This is a genomic window from Brevibacillus sp. FSL K6-6036, assembly GCF_037964015.1.
Taxonomy (GTDB): domain Bacteria; phylum Bacillota; class Bacilli; order Brevibacillales; family Brevibacillaceae; genus Brevibacillus; species Brevibacillus borstelensis.
This window is the reverse complement of sequence record NZ_CP150173.1, coordinates 1,847,877-1,862,999: the sequence shown is the minus strand read 5'-3', so window position 1 is coordinate 1,862,999 and position 15,123 is coordinate 1,847,877. Positions and strand designations below refer to the sequence as shown.

11 protein-coding genes are annotated in these 15,123 nt (G+C 52.1%); 4 read left to right on the top strand and 7 right to left on the bottom strand.

Translation table 11 applies throughout. The features are described 5' to 3' along the window. Position 1: 1 nt before the first annotated feature. Both NST37_RS09280 and gpr read right to left on the bottom strand, forming a co-directional pair. Positions 2-1,183: a stage II sporulation protein P gene (locus tag NST37_RS09280; protein ID WP_339186601.1), complete on the bottom strand. Its 1,182-nt coding sequence runs from the start codon at positions 1,181-1,183 to the stop codon at positions 2-4. Positions 1,184-1,378: 195 nt separating this feature from the next. Next, positions 1,379-2,485 carry a GPR endopeptidase gene (gpr, locus tag NST37_RS09275; protein ID WP_003390721.1) on the bottom strand — a complete coding sequence of 369 codons (1,107 nt, stop codon included), beginning with the start codon at positions 2,483-2,485 and terminating at the stop codon, positions 1,379-1,381. A 159-nt stretch (positions 2,486-2,644) separates the two neighbouring features. Here gpr and rpsT point away from each other — a divergent pair, with 159 nt between their 5' ends. Next, on the top strand, positions 2,645-2,920 hold the full coding sequence (rpsT, locus tag NST37_RS09270; protein WP_003390724.1) for a 30S ribosomal protein S20: 276 nt from the start codon (positions 2,645-2,647) through the stop codon (positions 2,918-2,920). A 157-nt stretch (positions 2,921-3,077) separates the two neighbouring features. Here rpsT and holA read toward each other — a convergent pair whose 3' ends face one another. The 4 genes from holA to NST37_RS09250 form a co-directional block, all read right to left on the bottom strand. Further along, positions 3,078-4,124, bottom strand: a complete 1,047-nt coding sequence (gene holA / locus NST37_RS09265; protein ID WP_003390726.1) for a DNA polymerase III subunit delta — start codon at positions 4,122-4,124, stop codon at positions 3,078-3,080. A gap of 254 nt (positions 4,125-4,378) precedes the next feature. Continuing rightward, complete coding sequence (locus NST37_RS09260; protein WP_339186599.1) at positions 4,379-5,251, bottom strand: hypothetical protein; 873 nt, start codon at positions 5,249-5,251, stop codon at positions 4,379-4,381. Continuing rightward, complete coding sequence (locus NST37_RS09255; protein WP_003390730.1) at positions 5,251-5,796, bottom strand: sigma-70 family RNA polymerase sigma factor; 546 nt, start codon at positions 5,794-5,796, stop codon at positions 5,251-5,253. Before NST37_RS09255 ends, NST37_RS09260 begins: the two co-directional genes overlap by 1 nt. Before the next feature lie 52 nt (positions 5,797-5,848). Next, the gene (locus NST37_RS09250) at positions 5,849-8,233 is read right to left on the bottom strand and encodes a DNA internalization-related competence protein ComEC/Rec2 (protein WP_339186597.1); all 2,385 of its coding nucleotides are present in this window, start codon (positions 8,231-8,233) and stop codon (positions 5,849-5,851) included. A gap of 239 nt (positions 8,234-8,472) precedes the next feature. On the opposite strand from NST37_RS09250, the gene asnB reads away from it, so the two are divergent. From asnB to comER, 3 genes are all read left to right on the top strand, one after another. Next, on the top strand, positions 8,473-10,398 hold the full coding sequence (gene asnB, locus NST37_RS09245) for an asparagine synthase (glutamine-hydrolyzing) (RefSeq protein ID WP_024984586.1): 1,926 nt from the start codon (positions 8,473-8,475) through the stop codon (positions 10,396-10,398). Between the two features lie 323 nt (positions 10,399-10,721). Further along, positions 10,722-11,609 (top strand): helix-hairpin-helix domain-containing protein, encoded by an 888-nt coding sequence (locus tag NST37_RS09240; RefSeq protein WP_339186595.1) that lies wholly within the window; start codon positions 10,722-10,724, stop codon positions 11,607-11,609. Between the two features lie 67 nt (positions 11,610-11,676). Next, positions 11,677-12,537, top strand: a complete 861-nt coding sequence (comER, locus tag NST37_RS09235) for a late competence protein ComER (RefSeq protein ID WP_003390740.1) — start codon at positions 11,677-11,679, stop codon at positions 12,535-12,537. Positions 12,538-12,596: 59 nt separating this feature from the next. Here comER and leuS read toward each other — a convergent pair whose 3' ends face one another. Further along, positions 12,597-15,014: a leucine--tRNA ligase gene (gene leuS, locus NST37_RS09230; protein ID WP_251247213.1), complete on the bottom strand. Its 2,418-nt coding sequence runs from the start codon at positions 15,012-15,014 to the stop codon at positions 12,597-12,599. Between the last annotated feature and the right edge of the window lie 109 nt (positions 15,015-15,123).

Here is a 15,123-nt window from a genome sequence, read left to right as displayed (position 1 = left end):
CTCACCCTTTCGCGGGCGGCCCTGTTTCGGGCTTCGTTACCTTCTCCGCCTGCCAATAGTACTCCGCGAATACGTCTGCGATCGCTTCTGCCGTATTGAGCGACTCCTGCAGCGTATTTTCCGTGCCTCCGATCTCTATTAACAGACTTCCCGGTGAAATGGACTGATTATACTCGCCGTGATCAGTTTTTGCCCCTTTTTCCAGCTTGCCGCGCGACAATCCCGGATACTTCTTCTCCATAATCTGATGAAGAGCGTCGGCAAAGGCTTCGTTTTTCTCGTAGTTTTTGTTGCGTTTGCCGACGACGAACAGCGTTCTTGCATACGTTTTTCCCTTGATGGTGACGGTCGTTTCCTTTCGCGGAAGCGTATCGCGATGAAGGTCGAAGAAATAGTGGAGCTCCCGGTTTTTTTCGGTTGCTGTCCGTATCGCTTGCAGGGATTCTGCGTAAGAATGCGTATAGTCTCTGCCTTTGTCCAGCAAACGCTGATAAATGTCATCCCGATTTACATCTGCCCCGATCCCGAGGTCGTTCAGCTTTTCGGCGAGATGCTCTCCTACCAGTGAAATATTTCGTTTTGGATGATTGACGGATGTCCCGACCTGCTTTGTCTCGCTTAGCCATGACTCGCGGTTGTGGGAGTGGTACACATAGACGATTTTTTTGTTGCCTGTCGTAGGTCTTGCTGCAGGATCTTTTTTATTGTCTTCTGCTGCCGGGGCAGTCGCTTCTACGGCCGGCTCCCCGTTGGCAGCGGGAGGAGATGCATCGATCACCTGCTTTGGAGCAGGCGGGTACTCGGCATAATGTTCGGCGAGCGCCGTTCCCTCTCCCGCATTGCCAAAACGCGGAGCTTCCCCTGTCAACAATCCGGGGATCTCTCGGCCCAGCAAGCTGCGCAAATCGCCCGGATTGATGCTTGTCGCAAGCTGAAACATGAAGCCAGTCACGCTGTTTGCCCCTCTGTCTGTCGAGGCGTGTACAGTATCAGTCAGGGCAGGAATCTCCTGGCCCATCCATTTCAGCATGTGCAAGCTGGACACGTGGGCGGCTGCCTGTTGAACCGCAGTCGAGACGATCATGACGCGATTTCCGCCGAGGGACATCAGTCCAGTCACTACAAAGAGAAAGGCGGTAAGTATGGAAAGGATAATAAATTGACGTTGTATCAGGGGTGCCATCTGTCTCCTCCTCATGCTGCGGCGTTGACAATCCAAGACGACCTGCTCGTCGACCGCTTGTCTATGCTTTAGCCTATGAGCGTCATAGAGACGATAGAACCCCTTCCTAGCTTTTCTCTCAATTGTGTTTTGCTTGCGTTTTTTTGCGGAGGTTGGGACTTGTCTGCTCCGCTTGTGTTCGCCGTTTACGCTCCCTCAATGCGTATATGCGGCACTGTTTTGACCGTCCACAGCACGGTGAAGAGCACGATTCAAACCGGTCGCGATCACGTTGGCGACCCCCTCGATAAAATCGTCTACCTCTTTTGGCGTAACTACCAAATCCTGACCAAGCGGGCGCAGAACTTCATGGATCAGTTGCTGCTTCTCTTGTTCGGGAAGCGAGCCTACCAATCCCATAAAGGTCTTCCTCGACTCCATGTCCGGCAGGTCCTCCTCGGTGTACGGTTCCTTCCGCTCGGGGAGCGAGCTCATCGCCAGCTTGTTGAATGCCCGGCTGCTCTCCTTCATGGATTGACCGAAATGGCCGAGCAGATACGTAATCGCATCGTTCACAATCGTCGAGGCAAAAACAACTGTCGGAACGCCGATCGCGATTACCGGAACACCAAGCGTCTGTTTGTCGATTGCCTTCCGCTTGTTGCCGACGCCTGATCCCGGATGAATACCGGTATCGGAGATCTGGATCGTGGTATTTACCCGATGGAGCGCCCGCGAGGCCAAGGCGTCAATGCATATGACGAAGTCAGGCTTGCTCTTTTCCACCACGCCGAAAACAATTTCACTCGTCTCGATGCCGGTAATGCCGAGTACCCCTGGGGACAAGGCGCTTACCTCCCGATACCCTTCCTCTACCGACTCTGGTGCAAGCGTAAACAGATGGCGAGTCACCAGGAGGTTCTCCACGACCATTGGTCCCAGAGCGTCCGGCGTCACATTCCAGTTTCCCAAACCGACGACGAGCGCCTTTTTGTCCTCCGTAATCCCCAGGCGTTCAAGAAAAGCGGCAAACTCTTTTGTAAAGCGCCGCGCGACCTGCTCTTCGACCGCTGTATCGTTGTCCCGCAGCTTTGGCACTTCGATGGTGATATAGTGGCCTGGCAGTTTCCCGATAGTTCTCCCCGCCTCCTCGGTTTCCACCTGCAGACGGGTAACCTTGATTCCCCGCTCGCTGTCATCCGTTTCAATCCGCACTCCCGGCATGACATCGGAAGCGCTCTGCTGCTCTTGTACCAGCTCATGTGCCTCCAGAGCAAGGTCTGTTCGTATAGCGTACCTTGACAAGTCGATATTGTGTTCCATCACCGTGACACTTCCTTTCCCCATTTTGTTCCTGCTACTAGCTTGCTTGAATCATCATTTTTTATTCCGAATCCTTTCTTGCAAATGGGTGAACTGCATGCTAGAATATGTTTTGTTGTATGTATTGCACGCCCATGGTCGTCTAAGGAGGTGACACACATGCCAAACATTAAATCCGCGATTAAACGCACCAAGCAAATCGAAAAGCGCCGCGCACAACGTGCTTCTCAAAAGTCCGATCTGCGTACTGCTGTGAAAAACTTTGAGAAAGCGGTAGCTGCTCAAGATGTAGATTTGGCGAAATCCACTCTTCTGGTGGCTGTGAAAAAGCTGGACAAGGCCGCTACGAAAGGTCTCATTCATAAAAACGCAGCAAACCGTCAAAAGTCTCGCTTGATGAAAAAGCTCAACGTTCTGTCTGCTCCTGTAGCGTAACGTTGAACCGGAAAAACCCGCGAACATTTCGTTCACGGGTTTTTTGTTTGAAAAAATTTGTCGCATCGCTGTTCTGAAGCTCGTTTTTTCTTCTGAAGCGACGCCTTTCTCTAGCAAACAGAAAGGCAGCGTCCTGGACGGACAAAAAGCCAAACGGTCAGGACCGCTTGGCTTTCATCCTTTCCTCAAATACGCGCGTCATAAACAGCTCCAGAGCCAGCCGCTTGTCCACCTGTCCCGACTTCATCCGGAAATCCTCTTCCGCCAAAATGGCAAGAAGCTTGCGAAGCGCCTCTTCTGAAAAATAGCGGGCCTGTTCTCCCGCCTTTTTCACTGCATATGGATGAACCTTCAGCATCCCGGCCAACTGCTGTTGCGAATAGCCCTTGGGCGCCCATTGCCGGACGTGCAGCAACAGACGAAATTGTCTGGCCATCAGCGCGAGCAGACGAATCGGCTCTTCTCCCGTCTTCAAACAGTCGTACAGCATGCGCAGCCCCTTGTCCAGCCTGCCTGCGGCGATCTGTTCGATCAGGGCAAAAACGTCTTGCTCCAATGTCCGAGAGGCCAGCTTCTCGATCACTTCGTCTGTAATCACGCCGCCCTTCCCGCCAACGTACAAAGACATTTTTTCCAGCTCTTTGTCAAGCAGGCGCAAATCTCCGCCGATCCGCTCCGCCAGCTTGGCTGCGAGCGATCTCTCCATACTGGTTTCGTATTTCTGGGCTTGACGCTCGATCCATGCGTACAAATCCGAATCTCGCAGGTGCGGAAACGGGATTACCCTCGCTTTTTGCTGCAAGCTTTTCACCAGTTTTTTTCGTTCGTCCAGTTTATCTGCATCCGTGTACAGGATCAGTGTCGTGTATGACGGCGGTTGCTCCAGATAAGGAATCAGGACATTCGGATCGCTCTCGTGCTTCGTCTGCGGCTTGCTGCCTGTCAAAAAATACGCTTGCTTGGCGATAACCAGGCGATGCTCCCCCAGAAAAGGCAGCGTCTCCGCATCCTGCAATATGTGAGACAGCGGGGTTTCCGTACAGTCGTACACGCTCAGGTTCAAATCCGCGTATGCCGGATCGATCATTTCCCGCTTTGCTAGAGTCATGAATTCCTCAGCGAGAAAGGACTCGGGTCCGTAAAGTACATAAATCGGAGCGAACTGTTTTTGTCTGATCTCCCGAATTGCCGAAAGAAGCGGCATGATGTCCCCCCCCTAAGGTCGTATTCGGTGTAATTATAGCATAGACGTGCACCTGCAAACGAAAAAACCGCAACCCATCAGGTCACGGTTTTCTTCCGTTGGCACCTCTATGTAAACGTTTTGGGGAGAAGCCCCGGGATACCTCCTCCCGAAACGGTAAGCAGGGGGTGCTTGATACTTTACTATACGCATCCCTTGCCGGATCGGTGCCAGTACACTTGTCATCATTTGCTTTCGACACGAGGGATTCCTAGTCAATCCTCATCGTCTTTGTCCTTGTCTTGACGATCATCTTGATCATAGTCGTCATCTTTCTTCTTGTCCTGCTTTTCCTTTTCTTTTTCCTTTTTTTCTTTTTCCTTCTTCTTCTCTTCTTCATCCGGTACTGCTACACCGTACGGAAAGGCAGGCTTCTCGTCCTGACCTTTCACGGCCGGCTTCGGTGGGGGCTTGGGCACGTTTGGATCAGGCTTTTGCGTTTTTGCTGGAACCTGTTGCTGCTGTTGTTTTACTGGCGTTGTCTTTTGTTTTGGAGTCTGTCGTTTAACCGGTTGTTCTTTCTGGGACTGCTCCTTCTCCTCCTCAGGTACGATAGGTTGAGATGGATTATTGCTGGGAGGGGGAGTGGGCGGCCCCACTACAGCCGGTTGGACCTCTTCTGGAGGCTGGACCGACGTTCCTTGCCGGTATTCGTCTTCATCCGGGGAACTTGCGGGATTCCCCATTACTACAAGGCCGATCAACAAACTGGCAGCAACAACACCGCTTCCGATCCGCGCCGTCCACAGGGTGACGCGGTTCCACTTTCGCCGCTCATGCACGGGTGATGTTTTCGCTGTCAACTGCTTTGGCTCCAGCTTCGGCAAAATCTCCTTTTCCGAGCCGGCTGCGGCAGCTGGCCGGACCTTCTCGGACTCCAGCTGCGGCAAAATCGTGTCGACAATACTAAACCTCGGTGTCACAGGGGGAAGCTGTTCCAACTGCTCGGATACTTTTTTCAAACGGTCATACATGAGCTGCATGCTTGGCTTCTTTAGGAGTAAGTCATGAAGCTGCCGCTTCTCTTCCGGTGAGAGATCTCCATCCAGATCCCGCTGCATGCATTCCCAAATTTCTTCGTCGGTCATCAACCTATCCCCCCTTTCTCGTAGTCGTGCAACAGCTCTTGAAGCTGTTGTCTGGCCCGAAACAAGTACGACTTGACAGTGTTTAGCGGCAATTCCAGCGCTTCGGCAATCTCCTGATAAGAGAAGTCCTCCAGATAGCGCAGGACGACTACCATGCGATACTGCTTTGGCAATTTTCCAATTGCCGCTTTTATATCTTGCGACAAACTGTTGAGAAGGATTTCGTCTTCCACGTTGTTACGATCAGGAATGATTAACTCGTGCTCGTCAATCGAGACCGTCTCTTTCTTCGCGCGAAATTTATCCATGCAGACATTGCTCACGACCCGCTGTACCCATGTGGAAAATTTCGCCTTCTCCTGGTACGTATCTATTTTACGATAAATCCTGATCAATGCTTCTTGTGCGGCATCGAGAGCATCCTGTTCATTGCCAAGGATGTAAAAGGCGCTACGGTAGACAGAGGTCTCAATTGTGCGGAGGAGCTCTACAAGCGCTTCATGATCCCCGGATTGCGCTTTCCTGATTAACTCTGCTTCTCCCATATTCTCCTCTCCCTCCTACAGACGGGGCGCTGTTAAAAAAGGTTGCAAGTATTTATGTATCGGAAATTTGCGTCTCCCAATAGATGGAGTCTTTCCGGATCACGAGTGTGATCGCTCCCTGCAAATCGGTTCGAAATACCTTTGCACCCGCTTCATGTAATCTTGTTAGTACCGCAGGCGAGGGATGCCCGTAGCGGTTTTTTTGTCCGGCAGAAATGACGGCGTTTTTCGGTTGTATGGCAGCCAGAAAATCGGCAGTAGTGGATGTGCGACTGCCGTGATGGCCTACTTTCAAAACATCTACAGACGGAGACAGCTTCCCCGCCAGCAGTTGATTTTCCCCTCTTTCCTCCAGATCACCGGTGAAGAGTACGGTCTTACCGTACGCGGTAAGCTGGAGCACAACAGATGCATCGTTGCCCGTCTGTGTGCCGCTCCCATCAGGATGAAGCCAAACCCACTCCACCCCCGGACCATCCGTCCAGGCTAGATCAGGCCTCCCTGTCAGTACCGGGATACGGCGCTCGCGGAAACGCGCAATCAGGCTCTCTTCTTCTTCACGGGGAGATGAGCCATTTACTAGTACGGCACCAATCGAAAAGCGCGATACGAGTGCTCCCATCCCTCCGATGTGGTCGTGATCCCCGTGCGTCATCACCACATAGTCGATCCGTTCTATTCCCCTTGCCCGTAAAAACGGGGCTACGATATCTTTACCTACCTCAAACGGATCGCGTTTTTTCCTCCAGGAGTCCCTGTTCCGGTACACAGGTGTCCCTCCCGCATCAATTAAGTATACCTTCTTTTTACCAATCTCGACAACGATAGAATCCCCTTGCCCTACATCCAGGAAGGTAATTCGTACTTCTTCAGTCCCTGAAAACGGCTGCCTGGCTAGGATGAGCAAGAGAAAATAGACCGCTACGTAGAGCCAAAAATCCCTGCGCCGATGGTAGCCGTTTTTCCATAATATCGGGAGCAAAACCAAAAAGACGGCATAGGCAATCATCCACCACAAATCCGGATGCGGCCAATAAGAAAACGGAACATTTGTCTGATGGAGTCGAAATAAGGGATCGTGCAGCCACTCCAGTATCCACGATGCCAAACCTGATGGCAGCACGGCCAGAGCAGGATGAAGCAAGCTGACGAGCAATGCTGCATACCCTGCGGGAAGCACTACGAGGGATAGGATCGGGACGGCGACGAGATTGACCAGCCAGGATACAGAGTGTGACTGATGAAAGTGATAGAGCAGGAAAGGAAACGAAACAGCTTGTGCGGCAAAGGTGACGCCTAGACTTGCCCGCAGCCAGGAAGGTCCAAACCGTATGCACGCCAGGCTGATCGGGACGTAAACGAGCAAGCCGAGCGTGACGGCAAAGGAAAGTTGAAAGCCGATATGCCACAGTTGATACGGATTGACAGTCAGCATACCGATCAAGGCCCAGCCCCACAGTTCTTTTCCATCCATTTTCCGGCTCATCGCCTGGTACAACAGGCCGATGCCTCCCATGATCCCGGCACGCACGGCAGAAGCGCTGGCTCCGACCAGAAGCACATACCCTGCGAGCATCCCGATCGTGCAAACAAGCGCTGTTTTTCGCGGAACGCCAAGACGTTCGATCCCCCACAGGAACATGCCGCTGACGAGCGTAACATGCAGGCCGGAAATCGCCAGAACATGGCTGATCCCCAGATTGGCGTACATTTCCTGCGTCTCCGGGGAAACGCCGTCAGTTACCCCCAGCAATAGCGAGCTCATATAGCCGGACGTTTCGTCGTCTCTGAATACGCGGTCCAGCCGTTCCTTGGCATCGTTTTGCCATTGATGGAACAGCCTCATCACCCCGGTCCTGGCCTCTCCCCTGACGAGCTCCCCATATTCCGCCTCACCTGTGACGTAAACTCCCTGCCATCTCAGGTAGCGCGCGTAGTCAAATGCGTGCGGATTGCGGGCTCCTGCGGGCAAGCTCAACAGCATCTTGCCCGCAATCCGGTCACCCGGAAGCCATTGCTCGATGGCCATTGCCTCCTGCTCTTGCTCTAATCCAACCCGAAACGCAATCCGCTCTGCGCCGGGCAAATCCTCCATTTGTTCCCTGCTGACCCCGACGCTCTCAACCAGAAGAAAAAAACGTGCCGAATCGCCGTCACGCTTGACAGGTGTCGCAATCTCTCCGCGAAAATGGATCAGCGATTCCTCCGCAGCCGGGACACGCAAATAGGATTGATGCATGCTATCATAGACATGAAAATAAAATCCGCTGCCAATACAGATCAGACTGACGAGGCTCAGCTTCTTTCCAGCTTCCTTGGGAATAAACACGCACACTGCAGCAAGCAGCCCTGCAAAGAGAAACAGCCAGGCAATCGACAAATAAGCTCCGGCAAGTACCCCTGCCAGATACGATAGACTAGCCCCAAAAGCAGTCAAGATATCCCCCTCCCGGATCAAGCATCGGAGCAACCAGTGTACACCGCTTCTCCGGGACAAAAAAAAGACCCTGCTTTTTGTGAGGGCAAAAGCTGCCTGACTGTCGCCCTTCCTTTCATAGAAAAGCGTCTGTTGCCACGGCTGGCACAGCTTCTTGGGCAATTGGAAAGATTGCTTTGACCGTCAATCCGTGATAGAGTTAGCTAGAGCAATCTGAGTGAGAGGAAGAGTCATTTCATATGTGTGGAATCGTATCACTCTACAACAAGCGGCAAGCGCCCGTCCTGCAAGAGACGATTGGCGCCATGACCCGTGTTATCCTGCACCGCGGTCCAGACGATGACGGTTTTCATCTGGAAGACAACATCGCACTGGGCTTTCGTCGTTTAAGCATCATTGACGTGGAAGGCGGCCATCAGCCGCTGTTTAACGAAACACGAGACATTTGGATCATCGGCAACGGCGAAATCTACAACTACAAAGAATTGCAGCAATGGTTGAAGGAGTGCGGTCACGTATTCCATACGGATTCCGACATCGAAACGATCCTGCATCTGTACGAGGAAGTCGGAACCGACGCGCCCAAGCATTTGCGGGGCATGTTTGGCTTCACGATTTATGATTCACGCAATAAACGCCTGTTCGGAGCGCGCGATCAATTCGGGATCAAGCCTCTCTATTATGTTGAGACAGAGGATTCGATTGCTGTTGCAAGCGAAATCAAAAGTCTGTTGGAGCTCCCCGGTGTCAAAAGAGAAGTAAATCCAACCGGCTTTTACCATTATTTGACATTCCAATACGTACCTGACCCGGAAACGATGTACCAGGGCATCTACCGCATCCCGCCTGCTCATTTCTTCATCATCCAGAACGACCGGATTCAGTTGGAACGTTATTGGGACGTGGAATTCAAGCCAGATGAGAGCAAGCCTTTTTCTTACTTTGTCGAAGGCACCCGCAGCATCATGCTGGAGTCTGTTGACAAACACCGGATCAGTGAAGTACCCCGCGGCGCGTTTTTGTCCAGCGGAGTGGATTCCAGCAGTATCGTCGCCATGCTGCGGACTTTCGAGGATGTCAAAACCTTTTCTGTCGGTTCCGACATCCCTGGATACAGCGAGCTGGACTACGCCCGCAGGACCGCACAATTTTTGGGAACCGAACACCACGAGCTGGTGGTAAACGCCCAGCGCTACATGGACGAGTTGCCCAGACTCGTCTGGCATCAGGATGAGCCCGTAGCCGATCCTTCGGCGATCCTGCTTTATTTCGTAGCTCAAATGGCCAGCGAACACGTGACAGTCGTTCTCTCCGGCGAAGGGGCAGACGAGTTTTTCGGGGGTTACAACATCTACCGGGAGCCACATTCCCTGCGCATGTTCTCTCATATGCCCGACTGGATGAGAAGCTCCGTCCGTTTTTTGGCAGAGAAACTGCCTGATCAGGTGAAAGGGAAAAACTTCCTGATCCGCGGCTCCAAAACGGTAGAAGAACGCTTTTTTGGAAATGCCCTGATCTTCAGTGAAGAAATGAAGGAACGCGTGGTCACACAGGATATCCTGCACTCGGAGTCATATCGGACCCCATGGTCGGTCACGGAGGAAATTTACAAGCGTGCGCAATCACTTGACGATGTGACCAAGATGCAGTATCTGGACATCCATACCTGGCTGCGCGGCAACATTTTGATGAAGGCAGACAAGATGACAATGGCCAACTCATTGGAGCTGCGCGTGCCTTTCATCGATACAAAAGTATTTGAATTTGCGGCTACCATCCCGACCAAATACAAAATTGCCAACGGCACGACGAAGCATGTTCTTCGCGAAGCCATGAAAGACTTCCTGCCTCCGGAAATCAAGACGAGGAAGAAGCTGGGCTTCCCAGTCCCTACCCGTCACTGGCTGAAAAATGAATTCTACAAATGGGCCAAGGAGCTTATTTTTGAGTCCAAGGTAGATCATCTGATCAACAAGGCGTACGTTCTCTATATGCTCGATGAACATCGCGAGGGCCATGCCGACTACAGCCGAAAAATCTGGACCATCCTGATCTTCATGCTGTGGCATCAGATCTTTATTGAGCAAAAGCATCAGTTTGGCCCTTACGTCAGTCCGAGTGTGGAGATTCGCCGAAAAAAGGACTCTCTGGAGAGGATCGGCTAACAGACTGAGGCGGATTGGCTAAGCGAAAGGCTTGCAAGTAACACCCGCTTTCGCTGCTGCAGTCGCAGCGTATTCAAAATCATTACAGGCTTCGCTCGTCGTATGACGGGCGGGCCTTTTTCTTTTTCCCGGGAATTCTCCCTTAGCTTTCCTATACTCGCAGCATTTTTCCTATAATCGCTCCAATTTTCCGATACTCGCTTCATTTTTCCGATACTGGCTGCATTTTTCGAAAAATTTGCGTACTCCCGCTGTCATTTCGTAGGATGCCTGTAGATGCAGGCAGTCCATCAAATATGCCTGCATATCACGGAGGTGTTTACATGCTGTATGACTTGTGGGAGCGCTATCGCCGGTACATACTCATAAGTCTCGCGGTTATCTTTGCAGGAGTAAGTTTTTGGATCTACAGAGCACAACAAAATACGGTGCACGCGGGCAGTCCGTTTCAGGAGGTGGCGTCGGCCAACGAATCGGATATAACGCTTGCTTCATCCGAGTCGTTACTGCCTGCTGCCGTCTCCAATCCCCAACAGCAAGGCGGAGTTGTATCAGAAATGGGGGTGAACCGGGCAGGCAGTCCATACACGGCGTTATCGGGTGCTGGTGCTTCGTCAGAAGGTGTCTCTTTAGGCGGCACCTCTTCAGGGAGCGTTTCTTCTGGCGGTGCTTCTTCTGGCAGTGCTTCCTCCAACGTCAGCGGGAGGACTGGCGCTTCCCCTCCTCTCCTCTATGTAGATGTCAAAGGAAAAGTAAAGCACCCCGGGCTTTATGCTTTGGAGCCGGGAGCAAGAGTGGCGGACGCGATCGAAAAAGCAGGAGGAACACTTCCCGACGGAGACGTGGAACGAATCAATCTTGCGGAAAAATTGACTGACGGAAGCGCCATTCTCATTCCTGTAAAAGGAGCCGCCTCTGCTTGTTCACAACAAGATGTGGCTTCCGCCGTCTCCCCCTCTGCCTCCGCTTCCGCTTCGGGCTCAGGCTCCGGAAGCGCCTCTCCTTCCGCCGCCGGCAAGGGGGTCAATGTGAATACGGCCACCCTGGAGGAATTGATGACGCTGCCAGGTGTCGGTGAATCTCGCGCAAAGGCCATTTTGGAATACAGAACAAAAAAGGGAGGATTCCGCTCTCCGGATGAGCTCAAGCAAATCAGCGGGATCGGGGCGAAAATCTACGAGCGGATGAAGGATCAGATCCGCATCCAGTAAGAAGGAGCATGAACGGGCTCGTCATCTCATAGAATGGGGGGAGAATGAGTAGAGGGAGGAAATTCCTATGGAAAGGATCGGCGTTGTTGGAACGGGCAGCATGGGCAGTCTATTGATCGATGCCCTGATTGCGGCCAAAGCCTTGTCTCCCAGCCAATTTATCGCTTACAACCGGACGGTCGCCAAAGCAGAAAAAATTGCCGACCGTCACCCCGGTCTGGTCGTCGCCACGAGCAATGCCCAAGTGGCAAAGGAAGCCGCCGTGCTGCTGCTGTGCATCAAGCCGTCTGAATACAGCAAGGTCCTTGTTGAACTCCGCGATTGGTTGACTTCGGATCATCTTTTAATCACCATCACGAGCCCTGTTTCATTGGAGCATTTGGAGTCGCTCGTTCCCTGCCCGGTTGCCAGAGTGGTCCCCAGCATTACCAATGCCGCAGGCAGCGGCGTCAGTTTATGCGAATTCGGCATGCGCATTACCCCCGAGTGGCGTGACAAGATCCTTCATCTCTTTTCTAGCATCAGTCAACCGGTAGAGGTGCCAGAGCCATTTTTGCGGGTGGCCTCCGATATTACCAGCTGCGGCCCGGCTTTTGTCAGCTACATTCTTCGCCATATGATTAATGACGCTATGGAAGAGACCGGCATTTCGGAAGAAGCTGCCTCCCATTTGGCCATGCAAATGATCATTGGAATGGGGGAGTTGTTTAAAAAGGAGATGTTCTCCTTCCAGGCTCTCGAAAAGCGTGTTTGTGTACCCGGAGGGATTACAGGCGAAGGTCTTATAGCCCTTCAGAACGGCATTCCCGGCGTTTTTCGCGAGGTATTCCGACGCACCCATTCCAAATTTGCAGAAGACGTGGAAATGGTGAAAATCCAGTTGCGAACAGTACCGCCAGCCAATGGCAACGGCCTCCCTTCGTCTTGAAGCATAGAAAAAGGAACGAAGCCTTTTGAATGGCTCCGTTCCTCTTCCTTGGCACTTTCTTAACGAACGACGATATTTACCAGTTTTCCTGGTACTGCAATTACTTTGACGATTGTCTTGCCTTCGATCAGCTCTTTGATCGTCTCATTGTTTCCAGCCATTTCTTCCATTTGCTCTTTGGTCGCATCAGCTGGAATGAGCAGTTTTTCCCGGTTTTTACCGTTAATTTGCAGGACGATCTCCACTTCATCCTCTACCAGCTTGGACTCATCATATTCTGGCCATGGCTCGTAGGACAGTGTTTCCTTGTGGCCCAGTTTTTCCCACAGCTCTTCACAAATGTGAGGAGCAATCGGAGCCAACATCTTCACGAAGCCTTCCATATAGGTTTTTGGCAGAGCTTCAGCGCGGTACGCTTCATTGATGAAGACCATTAGCTGCGAAATACCGGTATTGAAACGAAGGTTCTCGTAATCCTCCGTCACTTTTTTCACAGTCTGATGATACACCCGCTCAAGCGGTTGCAGGTCAGCCTTTGGAGAGATTTTCGTGTTCAGCGCGCCATTGTCATCTACGTACAATCTCCAGACGCGGTCAAGGAAGCGGCGTGCGCCGTCGAGCCCTTTTGTCGACCAAGCGATAGAGGCGTCGAGCGGACCCATGAACATTTCGTACAGGCGCAATGTGTCGGCACCGTGGCTGTGAACGATTTCGTCCGGGTTGACGACATTGCCTTTGGATTTGCTCATCTTCTCGTTGTTTTCACCCAGAATCATGCCCTGGTTGAACAGCTTCTGGAACGGCTCCTTCGTCGGCACAACGCCGATATCGTAGAGGAATTTGTGCCAGAAACGAGCATACAGCAGATGAAGAACCGCGTGTTCCGCACCGCCGATGTAAATGTCGATCGGGAGCCATTCCTTCAGCTTTTCCGGATCGGCAAATGCCTTGTCGTTGTGTGGGTCGATAAAGCGCAGGAAGTACCAGCAGCTTCCTGCCCACTGTGGCATCGTATTGGTTTCCCGACGGGCTTTCATCCCCGTTTCCGGATCGACGATGTTCACCCACTCGCTGATGTTGGCCAGCGGCGACTCGCCTGTTCCGGAAGGCTTGATTTCCTTCGTCTTCGGCAGGACGACCGGCAGCTCTGCTTCCGGCACTACCTTCATCGTTCCGTCCTCCAGGTGGATGATCGGAATCGGCTCTCCCCAATAACGCTGGCGGCTAAACAGCCAATCGCGCAGGCGGAAGGTTACTTTTCGGTTTCCTTTGTTGTTCTCCTCCAGCCATTCAATCATTTTACTGATTGCCTGTTCCTTGTTCAATCCATCCAGGAAGCCGGAGTTGATGTGCTCCCCATCGCCCGTATACGCTTGCTTGGATACATCTCCGCCGCGGATTACTTCCTTGATCGGCAGATTGTATGCTTGCGCAAATTCATAGTCGCGCTCATCGTGAGCGGGAACAGCCATTACAGAACCGGTACCGTAACTGATCAGGACGTAGTCGGCAATCCAGATCGGCAGTTTTTCTCCATTTACCGGATTGATTGCGTACGCACCTGTAAACACGCCCGTTTTTTCCTTGGCCAGGTCTGTACGCTCCAAATCGCTTTTCCGTTTGGCTTGCTCCAGGTAGTCTTCAACTGCCTGCTTTTGTTCCGGTGTTGTAATTTTCTCCACCAGCTTGTGCTCCGGAGCAAGCACTGCGAAGGTAGCGCCGTACAAAGTGTCCGGGCGGGTCGTGAAGACAGTGAAGGTCTCGTCGTGGCCGTCAACGGAAAAGACAACCTCAGCGCCTTCAGAGCGGCCAATCCAGTTGCGCTGCATTTCTTTGATGCTTTCCGGCCAATCAAGCTCCTCCAAATCTTCCAGCAGACGATCAGCATACTTGGTGATTTTCAGTACCCACTGTTTCATCGGACGGCGTTCTACCGGATGTCCTCCGCGCTCACTTTTCCCGTCAATTACCTCTTCGTTGGCCAGAACTGTTCCCAATGCTGGGCACCAGTTCACGGCAACTTCGTCGATATACGCCAGGCCATGCTCATACAGCTTGGTAAAAATCCACTGTGTCCATTTGTAATAAGCAGGATCGGTTGTATTGATTTCACGGTCCCAATCGTAAGAAAAACCAAGAGATTTAATTTGACGGCGGAACGTATTGATGTTGCGCTCCGTAAACTCTGCCGGGTCGTTGCCCGTGTCCAGCGCATATTGCTCAGCAGGCAGCCCGAACGCATCCCATCCCATCGGGTGCAGGACATTGTAGCCTTGCATCCGTTTCATCCGGGACAAAATATCCGTCGCGGTATAGCCTTCCGGGTGTCCTACGTGAAGGCCTGCTCCGGATGGATACGGGAACATGTCGAGAGCATAAAACTTCTTCTTGCTCGGATCATCCAGCGTTTTAAAGGTTTTATTCTCTTCCCAATACGTCTGCCATTTCTTTTCGATTTCCTGATGATTGTAAGCCATGATTTGCACTCCTATCGTAGATTCATGAAAACAAACAAATGCTTCGCCCATTAAGAAGAAGAGGGCCACTTCAATAAAAAATAAAAACCTCCCGCCCCCAATCGCGAAA